Source organism: Microbacterium sp. Leaf151, assembly GCF_001424225.1.
Classification (GTDB): domain Bacteria; phylum Actinomycetota; class Actinomycetes; order Actinomycetales; family Microbacteriaceae; genus Microbacterium.
Map to the genome: position 1 here is coordinate 475,449 of NZ_LMOR01000003.1, position 24,935 is coordinate 500,383.

General features: G+C 71.0%; 23 protein-coding genes and 1 tRNA gene. 20 read left to right on the plus strand and 4 right to left on the minus strand.

What is annotated here, in order from left to right; all coding sequences use genetic code 11:
- Positions 1-359: 359 nt before the first annotated feature.
- A complete protein-coding gene (locus ASF76_RS09740; protein ID WP_235561276.1) occupies positions 360-1,142 on the plus strand; it encodes a M23 family metallopeptidase in 783 nt (260 codons plus the stop codon).
- On the opposite strand, the gene ASF76_RS17730 is transcribed toward ASF76_RS09740, so the two are convergent.
- Entirely contained in the window at positions 1,112-1,312 is a 201-nt protein-coding gene (locus tag ASF76_RS17730; RefSeq protein ID WP_374108639.1) for a MerR family transcriptional regulator, read from the minus strand. The two genes, ASF76_RS09740 and ASF76_RS17730, sit on opposite strands and share 31 nt — an antisense overlap.
- 171 nt (positions 1,313-1,483) lie before the next feature.
- On the opposite strand from ASF76_RS17730, the gene ASF76_RS09745 reads away from it, so the two are divergent.
- The 7 genes from ASF76_RS09745 to ASF76_RS09775 all read left to right on the plus strand — a co-directional run bounded on the left by ASF76_RS09745 (position 1,484) and on the right by ASF76_RS09775 (position 11,011).
- Positions 1,484-1,981 (plus strand): HNH endonuclease, encoded by a 498-nt coding sequence (locus tag ASF76_RS09745; RefSeq protein WP_055956669.1) that lies wholly within the window; start codon positions 1,484-1,486, stop codon positions 1,979-1,981.
- A 202-nt stretch (positions 1,982-2,183) separates the two neighbouring features.
- Positions 2,184-2,915 carry a hypothetical protein gene (locus ASF76_RS09750; RefSeq protein ID WP_055956672.1) on the plus strand — a complete coding sequence of 244 codons (732 nt, stop codon included), beginning with the start codon at positions 2,184-2,186 and terminating at the stop codon, positions 2,913-2,915.
- Positions 2,915-4,459 (plus strand): DNA polymerase Y family protein, encoded by a 1,545-nt coding sequence (locus tag ASF76_RS09755; protein WP_055956675.1) that lies wholly within the window; start codon positions 2,915-2,917, stop codon positions 4,457-4,459. Before ASF76_RS09750 ends, ASF76_RS09755 begins: the two co-directional genes overlap by 1 nt.
- 15 nt (positions 4,460-4,474) lie before the next feature.
- Complete coding sequence (locus ASF76_RS09760; protein WP_055956678.1) at positions 4,475-7,948, plus strand: error-prone DNA polymerase; 3,474 nt, start codon at positions 4,475-4,477, stop codon at positions 7,946-7,948.
- Positions 7,949-7,960: 12 nt separating this feature from the next.
- Positions 7,961-8,545 carry a LamG-like jellyroll fold domain-containing protein gene (locus ASF76_RS09765; RefSeq protein ID WP_055956682.1) on the plus strand — a complete coding sequence of 195 codons (585 nt, stop codon included), beginning with the start codon at positions 7,961-7,963 and terminating at the stop codon, positions 8,543-8,545.
- 255 nt (positions 8,546-8,800) lie between these two features.
- On the plus strand, positions 8,801-10,138 hold the full coding sequence (locus tag ASF76_RS17480) for a DUF2510 domain-containing protein (protein WP_055956685.1): 1,338 nt from the start codon (positions 8,801-8,803) through the stop codon (positions 10,136-10,138).
- Positions 10,139-10,345: 207 nt separating this feature from the next.
- Positions 10,346-11,011, plus strand: coding sequence for a peroxiredoxin-like family protein (locus tag ASF76_RS09775; protein WP_055956688.1), 666 nt, complete (start codon positions 10,346-10,348; stop codon positions 11,009-11,011).
- A 54-nt stretch (positions 11,012-11,065) separates the two neighbouring features.
- Here ASF76_RS09775 and coaBC read toward each other — a convergent pair whose 3' ends face one another.
- Complete coding sequence (gene coaBC / locus ASF76_RS09780; protein WP_055956691.1) at positions 11,066-12,277, minus strand: bifunctional phosphopantothenoylcysteine decarboxylase/phosphopantothenate--cysteine ligase CoaBC; 1,212 nt, start codon at positions 12,275-12,277, stop codon at positions 11,066-11,068.
- A gap of 286 nt (positions 12,278-12,563) precedes the next feature.
- On the opposite strand from coaBC, the gene ASF76_RS09785 reads away from it, so the two are divergent.
- The 12 genes from ASF76_RS09785 (at position 12,564) to ASF76_RS09840 (ending at position 23,425) form a co-directional block, all read left to right on the plus strand.
- Positions 12,564-13,304: an NRDE family protein gene (locus ASF76_RS09785; protein WP_055956694.1), complete on the plus strand. Its 741-nt coding sequence runs from the start codon at positions 12,564-12,566 to the stop codon at positions 13,302-13,304.
- A gap of 364 nt (positions 13,305-13,668) precedes the next feature.
- Positions 13,669-13,741: transfer RNA gene (locus ASF76_RS09790), tRNA-Arg, on the plus strand.
- Positions 13,742-13,998: 257 nt separating this feature from the next.
- Positions 13,999-14,784, plus strand: coding sequence for an enoyl-CoA hydratase/isomerase family protein (locus tag ASF76_RS09795; RefSeq protein WP_055956697.1), 786 nt, complete (start codon positions 13,999-14,001; stop codon positions 14,782-14,784).
- On the plus strand, positions 14,781-15,671 hold the full coding sequence (locus ASF76_RS09800) for a 3-hydroxyacyl-CoA dehydrogenase family protein (protein ID WP_055956700.1): 891 nt from the start codon (positions 14,781-14,783) through the stop codon (positions 15,669-15,671). The genes ASF76_RS09795 and ASF76_RS09800 overlap by 4 nt, the downstream gene beginning before the upstream one ends.
- Positions 15,668-17,731: a phenylacetic acid degradation bifunctional protein PaaZ gene (gene paaZ, locus ASF76_RS09805; RefSeq protein ID WP_200936107.1), complete on the plus strand. Its 2,064-nt coding sequence runs from the start codon at positions 15,668-15,670 to the stop codon at positions 17,729-17,731. The genes ASF76_RS09800 and paaZ overlap by 4 nt, the downstream gene beginning before the upstream one ends.
- Before the next feature lie 73 nt (positions 17,732-17,804).
- Positions 17,805-18,779: a 1,2-phenylacetyl-CoA epoxidase subunit PaaA gene (paaA, locus tag ASF76_RS09810; protein WP_200936108.1), complete on the plus strand. Its 975-nt coding sequence runs from the start codon at positions 17,805-17,807 to the stop codon at positions 18,777-18,779.
- Positions 18,779-19,084, plus strand: a complete 306-nt coding sequence (gene paaB / locus ASF76_RS09815) for a 1,2-phenylacetyl-CoA epoxidase subunit PaaB (protein ID WP_055956705.1) — start codon at positions 18,779-18,781, stop codon at positions 19,082-19,084. Before paaA ends, paaB begins: the two co-directional genes overlap by 1 nt.
- A gap of 104 nt (positions 19,085-19,188) precedes the next feature.
- The gene (gene paaC / locus ASF76_RS09820) at positions 19,189-20,043 is read left to right on the plus strand and encodes a 1,2-phenylacetyl-CoA epoxidase subunit PaaC (RefSeq protein ID WP_055956708.1); all 855 of its coding nucleotides are present in this window, start codon (positions 19,189-19,191) and stop codon (positions 20,041-20,043) included.
- A complete protein-coding gene (gene paaD / locus ASF76_RS09825) occupies positions 20,043-20,522 on the plus strand; it encodes a 1,2-phenylacetyl-CoA epoxidase subunit PaaD (RefSeq protein ID WP_055956711.1) in 480 nt (159 codons plus the stop codon). Before paaC ends, paaD begins: the two co-directional genes overlap by 1 nt.
- Positions 20,522-21,691 (plus strand): 1,2-phenylacetyl-CoA epoxidase subunit PaaE, encoded by a 1,170-nt coding sequence (gene paaE, locus ASF76_RS09830; RefSeq protein WP_235561278.1) that lies wholly within the window; start codon positions 20,522-20,524, stop codon positions 21,689-21,691. The genes paaD and paaE overlap by 1 nt, the downstream gene beginning before the upstream one ends.
- Positions 21,692-21,701: 10 nt before the next feature.
- Positions 21,702-22,472 carry an enoyl-CoA hydratase/isomerase family protein gene (locus tag ASF76_RS09835; protein WP_055956714.1) on the plus strand — a complete coding sequence of 257 codons (771 nt, stop codon included), beginning with the start codon at positions 21,702-21,704 and terminating at the stop codon, positions 22,470-22,472.
- A 224-nt stretch (positions 22,473-22,696) separates the two neighbouring features.
- A complete protein-coding gene (locus tag ASF76_RS09840) occupies positions 22,697-23,425 on the plus strand; it encodes a hypothetical protein (protein WP_055956717.1) in 729 nt (242 codons plus the stop codon).
- 229 nt (positions 23,426-23,654) lie between these two features.
- On the opposite strand, the gene ASF76_RS09845 is transcribed toward ASF76_RS09840, so the two are convergent.
- Positions 23,655-23,939, minus strand: a complete 285-nt coding sequence (locus tag ASF76_RS09845; RefSeq protein WP_055956720.1) for a Fe-S cluster assembly protein HesB — start codon at positions 23,937-23,939, stop codon at positions 23,655-23,657.
- A 113-nt stretch (positions 23,940-24,052) separates the two neighbouring features.
- Complete coding sequence (locus ASF76_RS09850; RefSeq protein ID WP_055956722.1) at positions 24,053-24,904, minus strand: helix-turn-helix transcriptional regulator; 852 nt, start codon at positions 24,902-24,904, stop codon at positions 24,053-24,055.
- Positions 24,905-24,935: the final 31 nt, after the last annotated feature.

Sequence of the window (24,935 nt, forward strand, 5' to 3'; positions counted from 1 at the left end):
CGTCGGGGCACCTGACCGAAGCGTGACTTGTTCGTTATCTTCAGGTAGCCTCAGAGGGTCCACAGGCTGGAAGCCCGCCGTCGGACCCCTCGCGGTTTGCCTCATCGGCTCGTCGTCTGCAGAGGGCTAAGCCCGCACATCGTGCCCCCAATGATCGAGTGCTGACGAGCCAGCGTCCCCGAAGACGCAGAGGCGCCGGAGGAACTTTGGCTGAACACAACGATCCCGCTGCGGACCTACCCGAGGTCCCCGTAACGGGCCCCACCCGAAAGAGCACACGCGCGGCCGTCGCCCGAACGACGAACCGTTCCGCTCGCATCGCGGCCGTACCGGTCGCCCGCACCGCGGCTGCACCGGCCGTGCGTGCCATCCCTGCTCCCCGTCCCTCATCGACGCGCGGCATCGGCAAGCCATTGCGCAGCGCCGTCATCCTGTCGATGGTGGCGGGGCTCGTGGCGACGGTGGCCATCCCGGCTTACGCGGCCACCATGCCCGCCGCCGAAACCATGACGCTGCAGCAGATGTCGGCCGCCGACAACCAGTCGCTGGTCGTCGCATCCGACGCCACGGCCGAGACGCTCGACCGCAGCAGCTACTCCGCCACCACCGCGGACGAGATCAAGAAGAAGAAGGACGAAGAGGCCGCCGCGGCCGCTGCCGCTGCCGCCGCCGAGCGCGCACGCCAGGCGGCATCCACGGCCAGCACCTCCGTTTCGTCCGTCGACCTCACCATGACCGCGCCCGGCTCGGGCGAGGTTCGCTGGCCTCTGACGAGCTACATCCTCGGCCGTGGTCTGTGGGATTCCGGTTACCACCAGGGCGTGGATCTTCTCGCGCCCGGTGGCCAGCCGATCTTCGCCGCCGCCGCGGGTGTCGTGAGCATCTCGCAGGAGAGCTACGGCGGGTACGGCGTCGCGATCGTGCTCGAGCACGTCATCAACGGCCAGAAGGTGTCGACCACCTACGGTCACATGACCTACGGCAGCCGAGTAGTGCAGGCGGGGCAGACCGTCGCCGCGGGTCAGCTCATCGGTCTCGTCGGTTCGACAGGCAGTTCGACCGCCAACCACCTGCACTTCGAGGTGCACATCAACAACTCGGTGGTCGACCCCTACGCCTGGCTGCAGCAGAACGCAGGCTGACCTTCCCTACGCGAGACGGCGTGCCGGAGACCATCGTTCTCCGACACGCCGTCTTCCGTTTCCCCTCCCGCCCGACCCCGGGCGTGTCGTGGTGGGTTAGCCTTTCCTCGACGTCGGAAGAACCGGAGGGAACGCCGATGAACGCCAGTCCGCGCATCCGCACCATGGATGCGCTCGGGCTGCTCGTTCTTCGGCATCGTGAGTTCGGATGCCGTGGCCTGGCCGCGCGTCCGAAGGCGCTGTCTGCCTGACAGCGCCTTTTTTCATACCCTTTCCGCGCCTGCCGTCGTCGCGAGTCGAACATCCGAGAAGCCGTCTCGGCCATTCGAGAGGAGACGTACATGCGCACACTGGTGCTCAACGCGGGCTACGAGCCCCTCGCCGTCGTGTCGTTCAAGCGAGCGCTCGTGCTCGTGATGAACGAGAAGGCCGTGGTCGTCGAACGCGTCGAGGAGGATCCCGTCTGGGCCTCCGCCGGCACGTACGATCGCCCGGCGGTGATCATCCTGACCCGTTACGTGCGCGTGCCGGGCGCACGGCGTGTGCCGGTGACGCGTCGCGGCGTCCTCCGCCGCGACGGGCACCGCTGCGGGTACTGCGGCAAGGCGGCCTCGACGATCGACCACGTGATGCCGCGCTCGCGTGGCGGCAAGGACACGTGGGAGAACCTGGTGGCGTGCTGTCTCGCATGCAACAACATCAAGGGCGATCGCACGCCGCAGGAGATGCGGTGGGAGCTGCGGCTCGTGCCCGCCCCGCCGCATGGCTCGTCGTGGACGGTCCGCGGCGTCGACAAGAGCGACCCACGGTGGGAGCCGTACCTGGCGCTCGCGGCCTGACGCTCCGCCCGCCCGCCCGCCCGCCCCGGCTCGCTGGGCTCATCGTCATGCCGCCCGAGGGTGTTTGTCGAGGGATGGACGTCGTGTCTCGGGGGCGCCGCAATCGACCTCCTCCGCCGATGTCGGAGGTCGATCGTATCTTTGACCCACAGGGATTGAGGGAATAGAACACATGTTCTAACCTGTGGGAGTGAGGGCGATCATGCGAGACCAGGTACAGGCCGTACCCGACATCCATGCGCTGCGCGATCGCCTCGAGCGCATGCAGGGGCGTCGTATGGACGCCCCGGTACTTCCGACGCATCCCGCGTTCTCGCCGCTGCTGCCCGGAGGCGGGTTACGCCCGGGCTCGGCCTACGCCCTCGCCCGCTCGTCCTCGCTGCTGCTGGCGCTCATGGCCCGACCCTCGCAAGACGGGGCGTGGTGCGGAGTGATCGGCATGCCCGAGCTGGGGGCCGAAGCCGCAGAGAAGTACGGTCTCGATCTCGACCGGCTCGTCTTCATCCCCGATCCAGGGCCACGGTGGCTCGCGGTGACCGCGACGATCACCGAGGTGCTGCCGGTGGTGGCCGTGCGCCCGCCCGCGGGTTCCACGGCGGCTCGCGGGGGTGCCGAGACCACGCGCCTGGCCGCACGCCTGCGCGACCGCGGGTCGGTGCTGCTCGTGCAGGGCGCTTGGCCGCAGGCCGAAGCGGTGATCGACGTGGCCGACCCGCAGTGGTCGGGGCTCGGTCAGGGCAACGGGTATCTCGCCGGTCGTGAACTGACGGTCTCGGTCAGCAGCCGGCGTTCGCCGAACGCCCGTCGCGCGCGCATGTTGCTGCCCGCCGCCGACGGGTCGATCGAGCTGCTGGGTGCACCCGCCGAACGCCTCATGCCGCGTGATCATGACGCCTACTCAGGGGCGGCTTACCCCGTACGGGCGGTGGGCTGATGCAGGCGCCCACACGCAGCCTCGTGCTGTGGTTTCCCGACTGGCCGATCACGGCGTTCGCTCACGAGACCGTCTCGCCCCCGAAGCCGGATGCCGCCGTCGCGGTGTTCGCGAACAACATCGTCGTGGCGTGCTCGTGGGCGGCCCGGGCGCGGGGGGTGCGTCGGGGTCAGAAGCGCCGCGACGCACAGGCCCTGTGCCCGGCGCTGCAGGTCGTGCCCGCCGACCCCGTGCGCGACGCGCGCGCCTTCGCCCCCGTCGTCGCGCGCGTCGAGGAGTACGCCCCCGGAGTGCAGGTCGTGCGACCCGGGCTGTGCGCGCTGAAAGCGCGAGGACCGGCCCGATACTACGGCGGCGAACGCGAGGCGGCTCGTACGCTGATCCGTCTGCTCGACGACGTCGGTTTCAGCGACGTGCGGGCGAGTGTCGCCGACGGCGTCTTCACCGCCGAGCAGGCGGCGCGATCAGCGCGCAGCGACGACCCGGTGCGGATCGTCCCACCGGGGGAAGCCGGCGCGTTCCTGGCACCCCTGTCCGTCGCGACGCTCGACGACGACGAGTTCGGGAGCCTGCTCGCGCGCCTGGGCGTACACACGCTCGGCGATCTGGCCGCGCTCCCGGTCGAGCGGGTGCGGGAGCGCTTCGGCGGCCGCGGGGTGCGGCTGCATGCCCTATCGGGAGGGCTCGACTCCCAGCCGGTGCAGCCGCGGACGCCTCCGCCCGAACTGCACCGCGACATCGCCTTCGAACCCCCGCTCGAACTCGCCGATCAGATCGCCTTCGGCATGCGCGTGGCGGCCGAGGAGTTCATCGCCGGGTTGGGCGCGCACGACCTCGTGTGCACCGAACTGCGTGTCGTCCTCACCGGCGAACGAGCCGAGCGCAGTGAACGCGTCTGGTTGCATCCGGGGTCGTTCGACGCCGCCGCCGTGGTCGACCGGGTGCGGTGGCAACTCGCCGAAGACGCGCAGGGCATCTTCGGCAGCGGTGTGGCCGGTGTGCACATCGAACCCGAAGCGGTGGATGCCGCAGCCCATCACGCCAAAGGGCTCTTCGGGGCCGGCCCCGACGAACGCGTGCACCACGCGCTGTCGCGCGTGCAGGCCATGCTCGGTCATCGTGCCGTGGTGACGCCGGTCGTCGGCGGCGGGCGATGGCTCGCCGAACGCCAGGTGAACGTGCCGTGGGGCGATCGAGCCGTCACGGCGAAAGATCGTGCGCGGCCCTGGCCCGGCAGCCTTCCCGACCCCCTACCGGCCACGGTGTACCCCGAACCACGCCTGGTCGGCGTGACGGACATCGCGGGCGCCCCCGTGACGGTGGGGGAGCGCGACGTGCTGAGCGCCCCGCCCGCGGTGCTCGAGACGGCGGGGCAGCGTCGTCGTATCCACGAGTGGGCGGGGCCCTGGCCGATCAGCGAGCGCGGGTGGGACCCGTTGCGGGCACGCCGGGCGCACCGATTCCAGGTGATCGATGCCGATGGCGGCGCGTGGCTGCTGGTGGTCGAAGAGGGCGAGTGGCGGGCGGAGGGTCGATATGACTGAGGCGGGGGTGAGCTGATGGGATGGACCAACCCCCCGGTGAAGTGGTCGGAGCTGGAGCGTCTGCTCAGCGACGCCCGTCGGCCGACCGGCACGCCGCCGAACGGCGACGGCGGCGACAGTCCGGCCTGGTCGCACAAGCGCGGGGCTTATGTGCCGCCGTCGATCGAGCGCCCCGACGACCCGATCCCGTACGCCGAATTGCACGCGCACTCGTCGTATTCGTTCCTCGACGGCGCCTCCTCGCCCGAAGAGCTCGTCGAAGAGGCCGAGCGCCTGGGCTTGCACGCCCTCGCCCTCACAGACCACGACGGTTTCTACGGCATCGTGCGCTTCGCCGAGGCGGCCGAGGCCCGCACGGTGAAGACCGTGTTCGGGGCGGAATTGTCGCTGGGACTCAGCGGCCCGCAGAACGGCGCGGCCGACCCCGAGGGTTCGCACCTGCTCGTCCTCGCGCGGCGAGAAGAGGGGTACCACCGTCTCGCCGCCGCGATCACCCACGCGCAGCTCACCGGCGCCGAGAAGGGGCGGCCCGTCTACGACCTCACCGACCTCGCCGAGCGGGCGGGCGGTCCCCGTGACCCGCACTGGGCCGTGCTCACCGGATGCCGCAAGGGAGCGGTCCGGCAGGCGCTGGCATCCGAGGGACCGGCGGGGGCCGCGCGTGAACTCGACACCCTCGTCGACCTGTTCGGCGCGCAGGCCGTCTACGTCGAGCTGATGGATCAGGGCGACCCGCTCGATTCCCGTCGGAACGACGTGCTGGCGGCGCTCGCCGCCGAGCGGGGGCTGGCCACCCTCGCCACCAACAACGTGCACTACGCCGCTCCGCATAAAGAACTGCTCGCCGCCGCCGTGGCCGCGGTGCGGGCGAACCGGGGTCTCGACGAGCTCGACGGGTGGCTGCCCGCCCATGCCGGCGCGCACCTGCGCTCGGGCGTCGAGATGTCGGCCCGGTTCGCGCGCTACCCGGGCGCGGTCGCGCGCACCGTGACGCTGGCCGACGAGATCGCCTTTCCGCTGCGCCGCGCCAAGCCCGCGCTACCGAAACAGAAGGTTCCCGAGGGCCACACGCCCATGTCGTGGCTGCGACACCTGGTGTGGGAGGCCGTGCCCCGCAAGTACCCGGACCTCTCCGACGACGACCGCCGCCGCATCGAACGCGAGCTCGGCGTCATCGAGATGAAGGACTTCCCGGGGTACTTCCTCATCGTCTACGGCATCGTGGCCGAGGCCCGCCGTCGCGGCATCCTGTGCCAGGGGCGCGGGTCGGCCGCCAACAGCGCGGTCTGCTACCTGCTCGACATCACCGCGGTCGACTCCATCTTCTACAAGCTGCCGTTCGAGCGGTTCCTGTCGAGCCTGCGCGACGAGGAGCCCGACATCGACGTCGATTTCGACTCCGACCGCCGAGAAGAGATCATCCAGTGGGTCTACCGGGAGTACGGGCGTGAGCGGGCGGCGCAGGTGGCCAACGTCATCCAGTACCGCCCCAAGAACGCCGTGCGCGACATGGCCCGGGCCCTCGGACATTCGCCCGGTCAGCAGGATGCCTGGTCGAAGCAGGTCGAGCGCTGGGGGGCGACGCTCGAGACCGGAGGCGACCACGACATCCCCGATCAGGTCATCGAGTTCGCGTCGGAGCTGCTGAAGGCGCCGCGACACCTCGGCATCCATTCCGGGGGCATGGTGCTCACCGATCGGCCGGTGGGCGAGGTCGTGCCCATCGAACACGCGCGCATGGAGGACCGCACGGTCATCCAGTGGGACAAAGACGACGCCGCGTGGATGGGACTGGTGAAGTTCGACCTGCTGGGGCTCGGCATGCTCGCGGCCCTGCAGTACTGCTTCGACCTGATCCGGGATGCCACCGGCGAGGAGTGGGAGCTGTCGACCCTGCCGAAAGAAGAGAAGGCCGTGTACGACATGCTGTGCCGGGCCGACTCGATCGGGGTGTTCCAAGTGGAGTCCCGCGCGCAGATGGGGCTGCTGCCCCGCCTGCAGCCGCGGAAGTTCTACGACCTCGTGGTGCAGATCGCACTCATCCGTCCGGGACCGATCCAGGGCGGGGCGGTGCATCCGTTCGTCCGTCGCAAGCTCGGGCAAGAGAAGGTGACCTACGTGCACCCCAAGCTCGAGCCGGTCCTGGCGCGGACGATGGGGGTGCCGGTCTTCCAGGAGCAGCTGATGCAGATGGCCGTGGCGGTCGGCAACTGCTCGGCCGAAGACGCCGACCTGCTGCGCCGGGCCATGGGGTCCAAACGGGGCTTGGAGCGCATCGACTCACTTCGCGAGACGCTGTACGCCGGCATGGCCGAGAACGGCCTCGTCGGTCAGGTCGCCGACGAGCTGTACGCCAAGATCCAGGCGTTCGCGAACTTCGGCTTCGCCGAGTCGCACTCGCTGTCGTTCGCGCTGCTGGTCTATGCGAGCTCGTGGATCAAGCTGCACTATCCGGCGGCGTTCCTCGCGGGACTGCTGCGCGCACAGCCCATGGGGTTCTACTCGCCCGCGACCCTGACCGCCGACGCACGGCGGCACGGCGTGGTGGTGCGCCGGCCCGACCTGTCGCGGTCGGGGGTTGAAGCGACCCTCGAGGCGGTCGATACGACGGCGCCGGAAGATGGACGGGCGGATGCCGGCGGAGCCACGCCCGCAGCGGAGCAGCGACGAGGCAAGGGGTCGCCGACCGGGCTCGACGCGTGCGCGCACGCGCGGCAGCCTCCGACCGGCGACTTCGACCCGTCGGAGCCCGACGAGACCCTGGCGCACCGTCGTGATGGTGGGTTCGCCGTGCGCCTCGGCCTCGCCGGGGTCACCGGTATCGGCACAAAAGTGGCTGCGCGCATCGTCTCCGAACGAGAGCGCGGCGGTGCGTACCGCGACCTCCGCGACCTCGTGCGTCGCACCGGGCTGGTCACGGCGCAGCTCGAGGCGCTCGCGACGGCGGGGGCATTCGAGTGCTTCGGGCACACGCGACGCGAGGCGATCTGGTTGTCGGGTTCGGCCGCACTGGACCGCGCCGAATTCCTCCCCGACTCCCTCGTCGCCGTGCAGCCGCCGTTGTTCACCGACCCGTCGAGCTACGAGATCCTCGCCTCCGACCTCTGGGCGACGGGTCTCTCGGCCGACGACCACCCGCTCACCCACTTCCGGTCGGCGCTCGACGCGCGCGGGGTGCTGACCTCGCGCGAGCTCCGCACGTTCGAGACCGACCGGCGCATCGAGGTCGCGGGGCTCGTCACCCACCGCCAGCGACCGGCCACGGCATCCGGCATCACGTTCCTCAATCTCGAAGACGAACACGGGCTCATGAACATCATCTGCTCCGTCGGGGTGTGGAACAGGTATCGCCGGGTCGCCCGCGAATCACCCGCGCTGATCGTGCGTGGCATGCTCGAACGTTCCATGGAGGGCGTGACGAACGTGGTCGCCGACGGATTCACCGATCTGCGCGTGGGGGTCGCCCACGCGTCGCGGGACTTCCGGTGAGAAGGCAGAGGGGTGGCGCAGCGTCCGGCCGGTCCGCGCAACTTCAGGGGCTCGCCCATCGATCCGGGCGTTGCGGCCTGGGTCCTGATGACCGACGACAACGCCGGGTTCGTCGCCGGCATGTGGTCCGAGTCGAGTGGGGATCCGCGCAGGTCGTACGGACTCTTCTACGACCTCTCCATGTACGGCGGAGACGAACGCGGCAACTTCCATGTGTCGCGGACGGGAGGACCCACGGCCGGTCACCCGTATTCGATCGACTACTCCGCATCCGGACAGACCTTCACCCGCCGCGTCTGGCAACTGCACGTCGGCACGTACGACGGTCGAGAAGCCGTCTCCTACCTCGATGGCCTCTCCGTCCCCTTGGGGCCGGTGAAGGACAAGTTCGGCAACACCTCCATGAAGAACCCGTACCCCTACCCGGACGGCTTGAATCCGACGCCCGCGGAGTTCACCGTCGGCGCGGTGCAGATGGCCTCGACCGTCGGCAACTACGCCGAGGGCACCTTCGCCCGCGTCCGCGTCTGGGACCGTGCTCTGACCGCCGAACAGGTTCGGGCCCTGTACGAGAACGAGCGCCCCGTCGTGCCCTGACAGTGTCGGAGGTGATCCCGCCGCACGCGGGGATTCCGCCCCGCCCCGGCGAACGGGTGTCCGGCCGTGGTCTCGCCGGCTGCCTGCCCGCTGCCGATCCCCGGCAGGGTCTCAGACCACAGGCGAGGGGCCTGCCGGACGCACGACGACGCCCCGCCCGCGACGCCCGCGGCCTGGGGACGGACGCCCACGGCATCCTCGTGCCCTCACTAGACTCGGGCCATCCCGCCGGTTCCGCATCAGACAGGGAGCGCCATGACCGACACACCCACTCCGCCCGACGGCTGGTACCCCGATCCCGCCGGAGGTGGCGGCCTCCGCCGCTGGAACGGCACGTCGTGGACCGACGAGGTGCGGGCGGTCGACGGGAGCAAACCGATCTCCTCCGGAGAGGGGGAGGATGCCACGGTGCCGACGGATGACGACGCTTCGCATGTCGCCGCCTCCGACCGCGACGCGGTCACCTCGGCGACCACGACCCCCGACGACCACCGCGCCGCCGACGAGACGTCGACCGAGTCCTTCGGTGTAGAGGGCGGATCCTCGCCGCTCGCCTCCGACTCGGTCGCCTCCGACTCGGTCGCCGCCCATGTGGGTCACGGCTCGACCGAAGACGCTCCCACCGGGCACGACGACACCCCCGCGGTCCCCTCTTCGACGTCGGGCGAGTCGGCCGCGACGCAGGGTTCGTCCGCCGGGTGGGAGTCGATCGCGGCTCAGGAGGCGTCCGCCGTTCCGGAGCCGTTCGGCGCTCAGGATCGGCCCGCCGCCGAGGAGCCGCGCGCTGCCCGAGAGCCGCTGGCCGCCGAGGAGCCGCCCGCTGCCCACGATCCGTATGTCGCTCCCGCCGCAGGCGCCGGCGCCGCCGCCGCGGCTGCTCTCGCGGCATCGTCGGTCACCCCTCCCGTCACTCCGGCCCCCGCGTTCCCCTCAGCGGCGGCGTATCCCGGTGCTCCCGCCTCGGCGACCTCGGCGGGGGCGCCGGCGTACCCGGGAACCGTCTCCGCCGGCGCACCGTCGTACCCCGGAGCACCCACCGCGGGCGCCCCGGGGTATGCCTCCGCGCCGCCGGTCGGATACGGTGCCGCTCCACGTCGTGACATCAACACGAACACCGTGTGGATCTGGCTTCTGGTGGCGCTGCCGCTGGTGGGGGTTCTGAGCCTGTTCGCATTCGACTGGGGCTCGTTCATGCGCGAGTCGGTGTACAACGACCTGTACTCCGAGTCCCTGGCGGGCCCGTCGATGGCCGGCACGCTCCTCACGGTGGTGTCGTCGGTCCTGAGTCTCGTGCTGGCGGCTGCCACCGTCCTGTTCGCGTTCTTGGACTGGCGTCAGCTGCGCGCCCGCGGAATCGAGCGGCCGTTCCACTGGGCGTGGAGCTTCTTCGTCCTCGCGATCGGCAGCGGCCTCGTCTACATCATCGGGCGCAGCGTGATCGTGCGCCGTCACACCGGCAAGGGCCTCGCCCCGCTCTGGGCGGCGATCGGTGTGACCGTGGTGACGTGGATCATCGCGAGCGTGTGGGTGGTCATGCTCCTGACGCAGATCTTCTCTCTCGTGCAGGAGCTGCAGTACACCTACGGCTACTGAGCGCCGCGCAGTGCGCCGCGGCCTGCGGCGACGGTTTGGTCATCTCGTCTTTTCGCGACGGGGTTGGCGTGCGGCGAATGGGTCGCGTGAAGTGACGTCCGGTGACGCCGTGTCTCGCTGTATGACGGAATCGGCCGTGCCGTTCGCGGGCGAACATACGCTCCTGGGACCGGCGCCAGACGCCGACGACGCCCGGGGAGGCCCCTCATGTCCGCACCGTCCATCGCTCAGCAGATCGGCGACTTCACGTCGGGTTTCGAGGCGCAGATCGGCGATCGCCTTGCCGGCGTCTTCGCCGGTGAGCAGGCCGATCTGCGCGACGCCGGGGTGCCCGACGCGGCGCTCGGCATCGGCGATGCGGCTCCCGACGCCGTCCTCGTCGAGGTCGACGGGACGGCGTCGTCGTTCTCAGCGGCTCGGGGCGGGGAGGTGTCCGTCGTCGTGTTCTATCGCGGCGCGTGGTGCCCGTACTGCAACATCACCCTGCGCTCGTACCAGCAGAAGCTCCTTCCGGCGCTGCGCGAGCGCGGCGTGAGGCTGATCGCCGTGTCGCCGCAGACGCCCGACGGGTCGTCGCAGAGCGCGACGAACGGGTCCCTCGAGTTCACGGTGCTGTCGGACCCCGGTAACGTCCTCGCGGAGAAGTTCGGTATCGTCACCGAGCCCAGCGCCGCCGCGCGTGCAGCGCACACGGATCTCGGCTTCGACGTGGCCGATAGCAACGCCGACGACACCGCTCGGGTGCCGTTCCCGTCCGTCTACGTCATCGACGAGGCGGGTGTCGTGCGCTTCGCCGACGTGCACGTCGACTACACCACCCGCACCGAGCCGGAACAGATCGTCGACGTCCTCGACCGGCTCAGCGGTCGGTAGCTCAGGCCCGGTGTCTATCGTCGCGTCGGCGTCGGGCGTCGACTCAGCGGACGTTCACGTCGCGGTTGTCCGCCGCACCGCGATGATCGCATCGAGCAGGGCGTGCGCGGTGTCGTCCTTCGACCCGGATGCCGTGGCGACGACGTCGCCGTCGCGTCCGACGATCGTGAGGGCGTTGTCGACGGTCTCGAAACCCTGTGCCCAGCCGACCGCATTGGCCGCGAGCAGGTCGACGCCCTTTCGCGCCGCCTTCACGCGGGCGCGCTCGCGCAGCTCCTCATCGTCGGCCACCGTCTCGGCGGCGAAAGCGATGATCGTCTGACCGTCGCGGCGGTGAGCCACCAAGCCCGCCACGATGTCGCGGTTCTCGACGAGCTCAAGGGTCACGCCGCCGGGGGAGTCCTGTTTGCGGATCTTCTGGTCGGCGACCGCGGCCACGGAGTAGTCCGCGACGGCCGCGGCCATGACGATCACGTCGGCGCCGGGGGCCACGGCATCCATCGTCCTTCCGAGATCCTCGGCGGTGCCCGCGGCGATCACCTCGACCCTCGGATCCGGACGGACGTGGGCGTCGAGGTGTGCGGCGACGAGCGTGACATCCGCGCCGCGGTCGGCGGCGGCGCGCGCGATGGCGACGCCCTGGCGTCCGCTGGAGCGGTTGCCGATGAAGCGCACCGGATCGATCGGCTCGCGTGTGCCACCGGCGCTCACGACGATCGACAGGCCCCGGAGGTCTTGCGGGCGCTCGACGAGGGCGAGGGCCGCGGCGACGATCTCTTCGGGCTCCGACATGCGCCCGGGTCCCGAGTCTCCGCCCGTCAGCACGCCGTCGGCGGGACCGACCACGTGCACCCCACGGGCGCGGAGCACCTCCATGTTGTGCGTCGTCGCCGGGTGCCGCCACATCTCGGTGTGCATCGCCGGGGCGACCACCACCGGCGCGGTCGTGGCGAGCAGCGTCGTGCCGAGCAGATCGGATGCGAGGCCCGCGGCCATGGCGGCGAGGGTGTTGGCGGTGGCCGGGGCGACGATGACCAGGTCGGCGGACTGGCCCAGGGCGACGTGACGCACGCTCGCGACGTCGTCGTGCACCGACGTCGTGACGGGATTGCGGCTGAGCGATTCCCAGGTCGGCAGACCGACGAAGCGCAGCGCGTCGTCTGTGGGGATGACGTGCACGTCGTGTCCCGCCTTCACGAGCAACCTCACGAGGCTGACGGTCTTGTACGCGGCGATACCGCCGGTCACTCCCACCACGACGAACATCGCTCCAGTCTTCCAGGTCGCTTCGCATCGCGGGGCGGCCGCGGCGGGATGCGAGCGCGGGGTGGGGCTCCCGTGTGGGACGTCACGAGAACAGGGGATGCGCCGAGAACAGGCCGATCTGCGGCGAATCGGGCCTGTTCTCGGCGCGAAGCCTGTTCTCGCGCGACGCCGGTTTATCAGACAGCCCTGATCCCGGCGCAAGCGCTATCTTCGGCGCTGCCCGCACCGACCGACGCCCGTGCCGACCGCGGGCCGTGTCAGCCGTGACGCGGGTAGCGTGGACGAAATGTGCACGGTCGTGATCGACGTCCCCGAGGCCGCGGGCGAGCCTGTTCGCCTGCTCGCCGTCCGTGACGAGGAGCGCGACCGACCGTGGCGCGGCCTGGGACCCTGGTGGCCCGAGCGTGGCGGCATCCTGGGCGTTCGCGACGACCGCGCGGGCGGCGCGTGGCTGGCCGTCGACCCCGACGCGGGACGACTGGCCGTGCTCCTCAACCGGCAGGACCTGTCTGCTCGCTCGGACGACGAGGTCGTCAGCCGAGGTGGCATCCCGCTCGACGCGGTGGGGGCGGGCATCCCGGATCGACCGATCACGAGGGGGTTCAACCTCGTCGAGGTGGATGCCGACGGTGCCCACCTCGTGGAGTGGGACGGCCTCGTCGCACGGCGCTCGCGGATCGCGCCCGGCACCCACATGGTCGCCCACCACGCGGTCGACGACCCGGCGACCCCGCGCATCGGACGGTGGCTCGAGGACTTCCGTCGTGCCGGCATCGGACCGGGCGACGGCTGGTGGATGCCATGGCTCGACGTCGTCGCGCACTCCACCAGCGATCCGTCGGCGTCGGTGCTGCGGCGAGACGCCCACGACGGTCACGTTCTGGAGTCGTTGCTGGTGTGCGTGGCGAGCATCGGACCGCAGGGAGTCGACATGCGTCAGGCGACCCCCGCCGAACCCGGCCGCTGGGACGACGGGCTCATCGCGGGGCTGCGCCGTCGCGTCGGCGACCCGGACGTCGTCGGCTGAGGCGTCTCGGCCACGGCATCCCGACCACGGCATCCCCGACCATGGTGTCCTGACGGCAGTATCCCCGATCACGCGTCCCTGACCAGGGCGTCCGACCGTAGCGTCGCCGAGCCTCGCACCCGAGACCACGCCATCCCCGCCCCGGACATCCCCGCCCAGGTTTCTACGCCTGTAGCGTCGTCGAGCCCTGCACCGAGGCCACACCATCCCCGCCCCGGACATCCCCGCCCAGGCGTCACCGCCTGTAGCGTCGTCGACCCCTGCGCCGAGGCCACACCACCCCCGCCCCAGACATCCCCACCGAGGCGGCCCGCGAACACGCATCCGACCCGCCGATCGTCGCGCACTAAACTGGTGGCATCCCGCCTTCGTAGCTCAGGGGATAGAGCGCCGCACTCCTAACGCGGGCGTCGCAGGTTCGAATCCTGTCGGGGGCACCCTTCCTCCGTCGTCGACGGCAGAGCGGCGAGTGGCCGTCGACGCCACAGCGGCGAGTGGCCGTCGACCCCCCCCTCGTGAGACCGCACGTCTGACGAGACCGGGATCAGCCGCGTGCGTTCGTCACGATCGGGGGATCCTGCGGCGTGCATTGCCGCCACCGCGTTCGCCTGGCATGATTACTGAACGATCGGTCGGAAATTCTCGAAGTCGAGGGCGGACGATCCCGCCGGAGTCGGCGGGGGAGAGGACGGCGATGTCGGACGCGATTCTCACCGGCGGTGCACGCGCACCGGGTGAGCAGCAAGAGCCGCGGTTGCGGATCGAGTCGGCGGGTGATCGCGTCGTCGCGACCCTCGACCGCCCCGACCGGCGCAACGCGATCGATCAGGCGACGGTTGACGAGCTGCACGAGCTCTGCGCCGCGCTCGAGGAGCAGCCGCGCACCCTCGTCCTGGCCGGGGCGGGCGGAATCTTCGCCGCCGGAGCAGACATCGCCCAGCTACGCGAACGCACCGGCGACGACGCACGCCGCGGCATCAACGCCGCCGTCTTCGACCGCATCCGCCACCTGCCGATGCCCGTGATCGCCGCCGTCGACGGCCTCGCCCTGGGCGGCGGCGCCGAGCTCGCGTACGCGGCCGACATCCGCATCGGCACCCCTCGCGCGCGCTTCGGCAACCCCGAGCCGGGCCTCGGCATCATCGCGGCGGCGGGAGCGTCGTGGCGACTGCCCGAGATCGTGGGGCACGCGCGCGCGAGCGAACTGCTGCTCACCGGGCGCGTGATCGACGCCGACGAGGCCCTCGCCTGGGGGCTGCTGTCGAGCGTGCACGAGCCCGACGACCTGCTCGCCAGTGCGCACGCGATCGCCGACCGGATCGCCGCGAACTCCGCCCGCGCCACGGTTCTCACCAAACGCGTTCTGCTGGCCCCGCGCGCCGCGCACCCCGCCATCGACGGCGAGCTGCAGGCGGAGCTCTTCGACGGCGCCGACAAACGCCGGCGAATGACCGCGTTCCTGGACAGGAAGAAGCCGTGACCCCTCCCGACACCCGCACCGCCACGACGACGCAGCCCGCGCTCTCCGGATCCCTCCCCGCCGCCGTCGGGGTGCTCGGCGGGGGTCGCATGGGAGCCGGCATCGCGCACGCGTTCCTGCTCGCCGGCTGCCGCGTGCACATCGTCGAGCGCGATGCCGACACCGTCGAGGCGGCGCGCAGCCGCGTGGAGACCGCATTGACCCGCTCCGCGCTGAAGGGCGCGCAGATCCCGGATGCCGACACCCTCACCGCCGGCATTGACCTCGCCGCCTTCGCCGGTGCGGGGCTCGTCGTCGAGGCCGTCCCCGAGGATCGTGCCCTCAAGCTCGACGCCCTCCGGCGGATCGAGGAGGTCGTCGACGAGGATGCGGTCCTGGCATCCAACACCTCGTCGATCTCGATCGACGCGCTCGCCGCATCGCTGGCGTACCCCGAGCGGTTCCTCGGCCTGCACTTCTTCAACCCCGTGCCGGCATCCGCGCTGGTCGAGGTCGTGATCGGCGCGCGCACGCACCCGGGGGTGGTCGAGAGGGCGACGCGGTGGGTCGACGCCATCGGCAAGACCGCCGTCGTCGTGCGCGATGCGCCGGGTTTCGCGTCGAGTCGGCTCGGGGTGGCGCTGGGGCTCGAGGCCATCCGCATGCTCGAGGAGGGGGTCGCCTCGGCGCACGACATCGACACGGCGATGGAGCGGGGGTATCGGCATCCGATGGGACCGCTTCGAACGACCGACCTCGTTGGACTCGACGTGCGCCTGGGCATCGCCGAAGAACTCGAGCGCGCGTTCGGCGCCCGCTTCACCCCGCCCGCGCTGCTGAGGAGACTCGTCGCCGAGGGGCATCTGGGCCGGAAGTCCGGCCGCGGTTTCTACGAATGGAGCGAATGATGACGTTTCTCCCCAGCTACGTGAACGGCGCGTGGTGGACGCCCGAGGGGGATCCGGATGCCGCGATCGTTCGCGACGCATCGACGGGCGACGAGATCGTGCGCGTCAGCACCCGCGGGTTGGACCTCGCCCGCGCGGTGGAGTACGCGCGCAAGGCCGGCCGGAAAAGCATCGGCTCACACACCTTCCCCCAGCGCGCGATGGTGCTGAAGAACCTCGCGATCGCCCTGAACGACCGCCGCGAAGAGCTCTATGCCCTGTCGGAGCGCTCCGGCTCGACCCGCCGCGATTCGCTCAGCGACGTCGACGGCGGCATCGGCGTGCTCTTCACCTTCTCGTCGAAAGCGCGCCGCGAGCTGCCCGCCGGCAACGTCGTGCTCGATGGGCCGATCGAGCCGCTGTCGAAGGACGGCTCCTTCCTCGGCCGGCACGTGTACACGCGCCTCCCGGGCGTCGCGGTGCAGATCAACGCCTTCAACTTCCCCATGTGGGGCGCGCTCGAGAAGTTCGCCCCGGCCTTCCTCGCGGGCCTCCCGACCATCGTCAAGCCCGCGACCCCCACCTCGTACGTCGCCGAGGCGTGGGTGCGCATCGCCGTCGAGTCGGGGCTGCTTCCCGAGGGCTCGCTGCAGCTGGTGAGCGGCGGTGTCCCGGGCCTGTTCGACCTGCTCGACGTGGGCGACACCGTCGGCTTCACCGGCAGCGCCTCCACGGCCGAACGCCTGCGCGCACAGTCGAGATCGGGCGTCCGCTTCACCAGCGAGACCGACTCGATCAACGCCTCGATCCTCGGCCCCGACGCGGTGCGCGGCACCCCCGAGTTCGACGCGTACGTGAAGCAGCTGCTCGTAGAGCTCACCACCAAGGCGGGACAGAAGTGCACCGCGATCCGTCGGGCGATCGTGCCGGCGGGGATGACGGATGCCGTGGCCGAGGCGCTGCGGCAGAAGATCGCGGAGCGCGTCGTCGTCGGCGACCCGCGTGCCGAGGGTGTGACGATGGGCCCGGTCGTCTCCCTCGCGCAGCGCGAGGAGGTGCGGCGTCAGGTGGCGGCGCTCACCGACGCCGGTGGGCGCTTCGTCGTCGGATCGGCCGAGGCTCCCGATGCCCGGACGGTCGACGGTTCCCCGACCGACGGTGCCTTCCTCCAGCCGATGCTCCTGGCCTTCGCGGATGCCGCGACCCCCGCCGTCAACGACATCGAGGCTTTCGGCCCCGTCGCCAGCATCGTGGAGTACACCGACGTCGCCGAGGCGGCCGAGATCGTGGGTCGGGGCGGCGGGTCGCTCGTCACGAGCGTCGCCACCCACGACCTCGACGTCGCGACCGAGCTGCTCACGCGCATGGGCGCGATGAACGGCCGTGTGCTCTTCCTCGACCGCGACGACGCCCGCACCTCGACCGGCCACGGTGCCCCCGTGCCGCATCTCGTGCACGGTGGCCCCGGCCGTGCCGGCGGTGGCGAGGAGCTCGGCGGCATCCGCTCTGTGCTCCACTACATGCAGCGGACGGCCATCCAGGGATCTCCCCGCATGCTCACCGCGCTCACCGGGGTGTGGCATCCGGGTGCCGACACCGACACCGGCGGCATCCATCCCTTCCGCAAGGCCCTCTCGGAGCTGAGGATCGGGGATGCCGTGGACTCGGCCGAACGCGAGGTCACCCTCGACGACATCGAGGTGTTCGCGACCTTCACCGGCGACACGTTCTACGCTCACATGGACGAGGCGTCCGCCGCGGCGAATCCTTTCTTCCCGGGGCGCGTCGCGCACGGATACCTGCTCGTGTCGTGGGCGGCCGGGTTGTTCGTCGATCCCGCACCGGGTCCGGTGCTGGCGAACTCGGGCCTGGAGAACCTCCGCTTCGTCACCCCCGTCTCACCCGGCGACCGCATCCGCGTCGCCCTCACGGCCAAGCAGATCACCCCGCGCGAGACCGACGAGTACGGCGAGGTGCGGTGGGACGCCGTCATCCGGAACCAGGATGACGAGATCGTCGCCCAGTACGACGTGCTGACGCTGGTGGCGAAGACGTGGCAGCCGGCGCCGGTGCCGGCGTGAGCGTGCGGCCGTTGCGGTTCGACAACCCCGTGGATACAATTTACTGAACGATCGGTCTGTAAAGGAGTCGATGATGACGATGACCGCACCCGAGTCCGCCCCCGTCGTCGACGACGGCGAGGTCGTGTTCGACGCCCTCATCGAGGCCGACGGCCGTATCGAACCGCGCGACTGGATGCCGGAGGGGTACCGCCGCACGCTCATCCGGCAGATCTCGCAGCACGCGCATTCCGAGATCATCGGTATGCAGCCCGAGGGGGCGTGGATCACCCGGGCGCCGAGCCTGAAGCGCAAGGCGATCCTGCTCGCCAAGGTGCAGGACGAAGCCGGTCACGGCCTGTACCTCTATTCCGCCGCGCAGACCCTGGGCATCACGCGCGACGAGATGACGCAGCAGCTCGTCGACGGGAAGGCGCGCTACTCGTCGATCTTCAACTACCCCGCCCCGACCTGGGCCGACATGGGCGCGATCGGGTGGCTCGTCGACGGCGCCGCGATCTGCAATCAGGTGCCGCTGTGCCGGGCATCGTACGGACCCTACGGCCGCGCGATGGTGCGTATCTGCAAAGAGGAGTCGTTCCACCAGCGGCAGGGTTTTGAGATCCTGCTCACCCTGATGCAGGGCACCGAGGCGCAGCGCGAGATGGCTCAGGATGCCGTCGACCGCTGGTACTGGCCGAGCCTCATGATGTTCGGGCCCCCCGACGACGACTCGCCCAACTCCGTCCAGTCGATGGCATGGAACATCAAGCGCTTCAGCAACGACGACCTGCGCCAACGGTTCGTGTCGATGCTGGTTCCGCAGGCAGCCGTGCTCGGCGTCACGCTTCCCGACCCCGAGCTCCGTTTCGATGACGAGACCGGGCGGTACGAGATGGGCGAGATCGACTGGACCGAGTTCCACGAGGTGCTCGCCGGGCGCGGACCGCTCAACACCACCCGCCGCCGGCACCGCCGCGACGCCCACGAAGAGGGCGCATGGGTGCGCCAAGCCGCCGCGGCTTACGCCGCGAAGAAGCAGCGCCGCATCGCGCAAGAGGCCGCCTGATGGCCACGCCCGGCGGCAGCCCCGCCGAGACCTGGCCCCTGTGGGAAGTGTTCGTACGCGCGAGCCGCGGCCTCAGCCACGTTCACGTCGGATCGCTCCACGCCCCCGATGCCGCGTTCGCCGTGCGCAACGCCCGCGACCTTTACACCCGCCGTGGAGAGGGGGTGTCGGTGTGGGTCGTGCCCTCGGATGCCGTGACCACCAGCGACCCGGGAGCGAAAGGCGCATTCTTCGAGTCGCCGTCGGGGAAGAACTATCGCCACGCCGTGTACTACACCGCGTCCGAGGGGGTGCCGCACCTGTGAGCACCGCGACCGGATCCGGCGCGGCGTCGGTGGCTGAGCCTGTCGACGCTTCCGGCGCGGGGGACCGGCCCCTTCGACAGGCTCAGGGACCTGACGCGGCGTCGGTGGCGAGGCCCGTCGAAGTCTCCGAGGACCCCCACGCCGCAGACCCGCACGGCGACGTCTCGCTCGACGCGCGCCCGCTCTCCTCCGAGTTCGCCGGGGAAGAGCAACGCGCCGTCGATTCCGACGTCGCCGCCTACGCGATGCGCCTCGGCGACGACGCGCTCATCCTCGCGCAGAACCTCAGCGGGTGGATCGCGCGTGCGCCCGAGCTCGAAGAGGACGTGGCCCTCGGCAATATCGCCCTCGATCTGCTCGGCCACGCCCGTTCGCTCCTGCGCTACGCCGGTAGTCACGACGGCCGGAGTGAGGACGACCTCGCCTACTGGCGCGACGAGCGCGCGTTCCGCTGCGCGTGGCTGTTCGAGCTCCCGCGCGGCGACTTCGCGCACACGGTCGCGCGCCAACTCCTCGCCTCGGCATTCCTCCTCGAGCTGTACCGCGAGCTCACGGCATCCACCGATCCCGTCCTCGCCGCCGTCGCGGCCAAAGCGGAGAAAGAGGTGGACTACCACCGCGACCACGCCGTGCAGTGGACGCTGCGCCTGGCCGGGGGGACCGACGAGTCCCGCCGACGCTTCCTCGTCGCGCTCGACGACACCTGGCCGTTCCTCGACGAGCTCTTCCGCGACGAGCCCCTGCACGACCGTCTCGGAGACGTCGCGGTGCGTCCCTCGACGCTGCGCGGGCGCGTCGATGACGTGCTGGCGGCGGTGCTCGCGGAGGAGGACGTGCCGGTTCCCGCGATCCCCGGGTCCTCGGCCGGCGGACGCCGCGGCATCCATCACCCCGCTTTCGGGCCGCTCCTCGCCGAGATGCAGGTGCTGGCCCGCCGCCACCCGGGGGCGACCTGGTGATGGCGCTGTTCGAACGTGCACGCGAGGTCGTCGCGGCGGTCGTCGATCCCGAGGTCCCGGTGCTCACGATCGACGACCTCGGGGTGCTCCGCGATGTGCGCCTCGACGGCGACACCGTCACGGTCACGATCACGCCCACGTATTCGGGGTGTCCCGCCGTCGACGCGATCCGCGACGACATCCTGCTCGCGCTGACCTCGGCCGGCTTCGAGCGCGTCGTCGTGCAGACCACCCTCGCCCCCGCGTGGACGACCGACTGGATGAGCGAGGCCGGCAGGCGCAAACTCACCGCCTACGGCATCGCCCCGCCCACCGGACGCGCGCCCGCCGGACCCATCCGCCTGACTCTCAGCGTCGCCTGCCCGCGCTGCGGCTCCCTCGACACGCGCGAGGTCTCCCGCTTCGGCTCCACCTCGTGCACGTCGCACTGGGAATGCCGCGCCTGCCTCGAGCCCTTCGACCACTTCAAGGCGCTCTGATGACGACGATGGATGCCGTGCCCCCGAGCCCCGCGCGAGTCCCCGCGTCGGTCACCGGCGTCGCGCGTGCCGACATCCCGCACGCCCGCGCGCGATTTCACACCCTGCGGGTCGCCGAGGTGCGCCCGCTCACGCCGACGGCGATCGAGGTGACTTTCACCGTCCCCGACGATCTCGCCGACGCCTTCGACTACGCGCCCGGTCAATACGTCGCGCTGCGTGCCCATGTCGACGGAGAGGAGCTGCGTCGCTCCTACTCGCTGTGCCGCCCGCCCGCGCGTGGCTCTCTCAGCGTCGGCATCAAACGCGACCCCGAGGGCCGGTTCTCGTCCTGGGCTCACGAGGGACTGCATCCCGGCGACCGGATCGACGTCATGAGTCCGCAGGGCACCTTCGTCTCGAGGGACTCGACGGCCACCGGCCACGTCGTCGCGATCGCCGCGGGATCGGGGATCACCCCGATCATGGCGCTCGCCGAGGGCGTGCTCGAACGATCCGCCGAGACGCGCGTGACGATCGTGTACGCCAATCGCTCGTCGACCGACGTCATGTTCGTCGACGAGCTCGCCGACCTGAAGGACCGCTACCCGGCCCGACTGACCCTTCACCACGTGCTCTCACGCGAGCAGCGCACCGCACCGCTGTTCTCCGGTCGCCTCGACGAGGAGCGCCTACACGTGATCCTGTCGCGGCTCATCGATACGGCATCCGTCGACGAGTGGTTCCTGTGCGGGCCGTACGCGCTGGTCGAGCTGTGCCGCGGGGTGCTGGGGGAGGTGGGCGTGCCGCGGGACCGCGTGCGATTCGAGCTCTTCACCGCGGGCGACGGCGATGCGCCCGCGCAGGCCGGCGGAGTGCGCCCCGTGCGCGTCCGCGCCGACGAGGCGGTGCGCCGCATCGCGTTCACGCTCGATGGGCAGTCCGCCGCGGTCGAGAGCCCGGTCGCCGCGAACGAGACGATCCTCGCCGCCGCCCTCCGCGTGCGCCCCGACGTGCCCTTCGCCTGCGCCGGTGGTGTGTGCGGCACCTGCCGCGCCCGCGTGATCGAGGGGGCGGTGTCGATGACCGAGAATTATGCGCTCGAACCCGACGAGATCGAGCGCGGCTACGTCCTCACCTGCCAGTCGCACCCGCGCACCGACGTCGTGCGCGTCGACTACGACGGATGAGAGGGATGCCGTGATCGACTACGCCTTCGCCGAGGGTCTCGCCGAGATCACCCTGAACGCGCCGTCGCGCCGGAACGCCCTCCGTGTCGACGATCTGCGCGCGCTCGCCGAGGCCTACGACCGTGCCGAGGCCGATGGGGCGCGCGCCGTGCTGCTGTGCGGCGAGGGACCCTCGTTCTGCGCCGGGCGCGACATCTCGGGCGTCGACCCGGCCACCGACGACGTCGCGGGGTACCTCGAGGGCACACTCGCGCCCCTGCTCCGTCGCATGTCGGCGTTCCCCGCGCCGACTTTCGCCGCCGCCCATGGGGCGTGCCTCGGCGTGGGTCTCGGTCTGCTCATCGCCACCGACGTGGTCTACGTCGCGGACGACGCCAAGATCGGCTCCCCGTTCGCCGCCCTCGGCGCGACCCTCGACTCCGGCGGCCACGCGCTCTTCGTCGAACGCCTCGGCACGCACGCCACCCTCGATCTCATCTACACCGGCCGCATGCTGACCGGTGAGGAGGCGGTACGCGCCGGGCTCTTCTCACGGGTGGTCCCGGCATCCGAGATCCAGGATGCCACCGGGCTCGCCGCCCGTCGCGCGGCGGCCGGGCCCACCGAGGCGTTCCGCGCCAGCAAGCGCATCGTGACGACCGTCCGCGACGAGCGGCTGGGCCTCTGGGAGGCGATGGCGCTCGAGAACCGCGCGCAGACGGCCCTCGCCCGCACCGACGACTACCGCGAGGGCTTCGCGGCGTTCCAGGCGAAGCGCGCGCCGGAGTTCACGGGGCGGTGAGGTCGACGGCGCGGGACATGTCCCCCTGCGTGCGCATTCCGGGGGTCGAGACGGCCCGGAGTGGGACATGTCGTCGCACCGACCCCACAGTCCATGTCCCGAGTCGTGCGACAGAGCGGTATCGGGGCTGCACGGAGTGGGGCATGAGCCGGCCGGCCCGCCGATCTGGGCGAGGCCCGGTTCGCCGCGCGACCCCCGGCCGCCGTTGATGGTGAGATCGCCTCATGTCGATCGATGAACAAGACGAACTCGCCCGGTTGCGTCGCCGGGCCTACTCTCCGACGGCTGACATCGCCTCCGACCCGCTCGCCCTGCAACGACTGATCGAGCTCGAGGCGCGGCCGGTCGCGGCGGAAACGGAACCCGCTCCGGTCGAGGGGGAACCCCTCATCCCCGCTCGTGAAACGGCACCGGATGTCGCTCCCGCCCCGCCGCGCTTCTCCCTACCGCGCCCGCGTCGATCGACGGTCGTGCTCCTGGGAGCGGCGGCCCTCGTCGTCGCAACCCTGGTCACGGCCCTGACCCTCGTCCAGCGCGTGCAGACCGACCCTCTGCAGACCGGTGCGACGCAGATCGCACGGCTGCCGGCCGATCCGACTTTCGACGTCCCCTCCACGCTGGCACGGGGCGTCACCGGCGAGGTCACCGCCTACGAGGAGTTCGAGGGTTTCCGGGCGGTGACCCTGCCCTCGTATCAGGATCCGGGGGGAACGGCGCGCTGCATGACGCTCTGGCAGCCCGCGTTGCTCGACACGAGCGGCGGGTCCGGCTTCTCCTACAACGGGGATTACTTCGTGATGAGCGTCTGTGGCGCCGGTGTCTTTCCGCCGGCCTCGACGATGCTGCTTCGGGAGGAGACACCCGAGCGCGAGCAGACGAATTTCCCCGCGGGCACCGCCCTGCAGTTCGTGTACGACGAGGAGAACGACGAGGTCGTCGTCTTCCGAGGCTGACCCCACCGCTCGCCCGCCCCGCGGCCGTTTGCTCGTCCCGCCGGTGCTCGCCCGCCGCTTGCCCGCCCCGCATCCGCCTGCTCGGTGCCCTCGCGGCGGCGTCCTGCTGATACCCGGATCGCCGCGCGCAGCCGATTCGTCCGCGAGATGCCTTCTCGCTGTGCAGAGACCCCGGAGACACGACGATGCCCCGGCACCGGGCCGGGGCATCGTTCGCGCAGCGAGGGGGTCAGGCGGTGTTCGTCACCGCGAACTGCACCGAACCCTGGGGGTCGATCTGCGCGTCGAGCACGCGGTCGTCGAGGACGGCCGCGGCGTCGGTGTCGAGGAAGACCCGCGCGCCGGCGTTCTCCACGACGGTGTCGGCCGGTTCGGGGGAGTCGACGACCGAGAGCGCGAACTGCGACTCGGGCGATCCGGCTCCGGCGATGCGTACGCCGCCCTGGGCGGCATCCGGGAACTGGGCGGTGATGGTCTTGACGGCGGTCGTGGCCTCTTCGGTGAGCGTCAGCATGGGTGACTCTCCTTTTCTGATCGACGACAGGAGCCAGCCACGATGCCGAGAATGGCAGCGGCTCTCAACTCCTCGCGGCCATTGCCAGGGGTTTCCCACCGTCCGCTCAGGCGTCAGGGAAGCAGCCCCGCGCGCCGCGCGCGGGTCACGGCGGCGTGCCGGGTGGAGGCGTCGAGTTTCGCCATCGCCGAGGCCAGGTACGACTTCACCGTGGTCTCGCGAAGACCGAGGGATGTCGCGATCTCGCCGTTCGTCGACCCCACGGCCGCGCACGCCAACACATCGGTCTCGCGCCGTGAGAGGTGCAGGTCCGAATCGACGGCGGCGGCCGGTGCGTCGCCGGTCAGCGCGGCGAGGCGCGCCTCGATGTCTTCGAGGCGGCGGCGCACGTCCGCGTCGCCGACGGTCGCGGCGATGCTGCGCAGCTGCGCGTAGCTCTCCCGGATCTCTTCGCGCGCTCCGGCGCCGAGGCCGCCCTCGACGGTCGGAGCCGCCGAGAGTCGTCGCTCCACCTCCGCGCGCACGCGCAGCTCGGCGCCGAGCTCGCCGGCGACGTCGAACGCCGGTCGCGCCTGCGCGTCGCTGATCGGCGTCTGCGTCCACGAGCCGCAGTACAGCACGCCGCGGGCCGCGCCTGCGACGAGCACGGGTACGGCGAACAGCGTCGCGATGCCCTCACCGAGGATGGCGCGGTCGTAGTCGTGGGTGATCGTGCGGGAGGTGCGGTAGTCCAGCGTCATCCGCGGACGACGCTCGATGAGCGCGCGTCCGCCGAGGCCGCGGGACTCGTGCACCACGAGGCCCTCGATGCTCCGCGTACGCGCGCCCACGACGGTCGTGACGTGAACGGCGCCGTCGTGCTCGAGGCCACCGAAGGCGACGGGGAAATGCGTACGCCGGGCGAGCTCGGCCACGGCGTGCGAGATCAGGCTCGTGTCGTCTCGAAGAGTGGATGGTGCTCCCACGCACTACCTACTTCCGGGGGTGACGGCCTCA

Bases quoted from the DNA above. Each gene is read 5' to 3' on its own strand.
- ASF76_RS09745 (WP_055956669.1), top strand. From the start codon at position 1,484: ATGCGCACACTGGTGCTCAACGCGGGCTACGAGCCCCTCGCCGTCGTG.
- ASF76_RS09750 (WP_055956672.1), top strand. From the start codon at position 2,184: ATGCGAGACCAGGTACAGGCCGTACCCGACATCCATGCGCTGCGCGAT.
- ASF76_RS09755 (WP_055956675.1), top strand. From the start codon at position 2,915: ATGCAGGCGCCCACACGCAGCCTCGTGCTGTGGTTTCCCGACTGGCCG.
- ASF76_RS09760 (WP_055956678.1), top strand. From the start codon at position 4,475: ATGGGATGGACCAACCCCCCGGTGAAGTGGTCGGAGCTGGAGCGTCTG.
- ASF76_RS17480 (WP_055956685.1), top strand. From the start codon at position 8,801: ATGACCGACACACCCACTCCGCCCGACGGCTGGTACCCCGATCCCGCC.
- ASF76_RS09775 (WP_055956688.1), top strand. From the start codon at position 10,346: ATGTCCGCACCGTCCATCGCTCAGCAGATCGGCGACTTCACGTCGGGT.
- coaBC (WP_055956691.1), bottom strand. From the start codon at position 12,277: ATGTTCGTCGTGGTGGGAGTGACCGGCGGTATCGCCGCGTACAAGACC.
- ASF76_RS09785 (WP_055956694.1), top strand. From the start codon at position 12,564: ATGTGCACGGTCGTGATCGACGTCCCCGAGGCCGCGGGCGAGCCTGTT.
- ASF76_RS09795 (WP_055956697.1), top strand. From the start codon at position 13,999: ATGTCGGACGCGATTCTCACCGGCGGTGCACGCGCACCGGGTGAGCAG.
- paaZ (WP_200936107.1), top strand. From the start codon at position 15,668: ATGATGACGTTTCTCCCCAGCTACGTGAACGGCGCGTGGTGGACGCCC.
- paaA (WP_200936108.1), top strand. From the start codon at position 17,805: ATGACGATGACCGCACCCGAGTCCGCCCCCGTCGTCGACGACGGCGAG.
- paaB (WP_055956705.1), top strand. From the start codon at position 18,779: ATGGCCACGCCCGGCGGCAGCCCCGCCGAGACCTGGCCCCTGTGGGAA.
- paaD (WP_055956711.1), top strand. From the start codon at position 20,043: ATGGCGCTGTTCGAACGTGCACGCGAGGTCGTCGCGGCGGTCGTCGAT.
- paaE (WP_235561278.1), top strand. From the start codon at position 20,522: ATGACGACGATGGATGCCGTGCCCCCGAGCCCCGCGCGAGTCCCCGCG.
- ASF76_RS09840 (WP_055956717.1), top strand. From the start codon at position 22,697: ATGTCGATCGATGAACAAGACGAACTCGCCCGGTTGCGTCGCCGGGCC.
- ASF76_RS09845 (WP_055956720.1), bottom strand. From the start codon at position 23,939: ATGCTGACGCTCACCGAAGAGGCCACGACCGCCGTCAAGACCATCACC.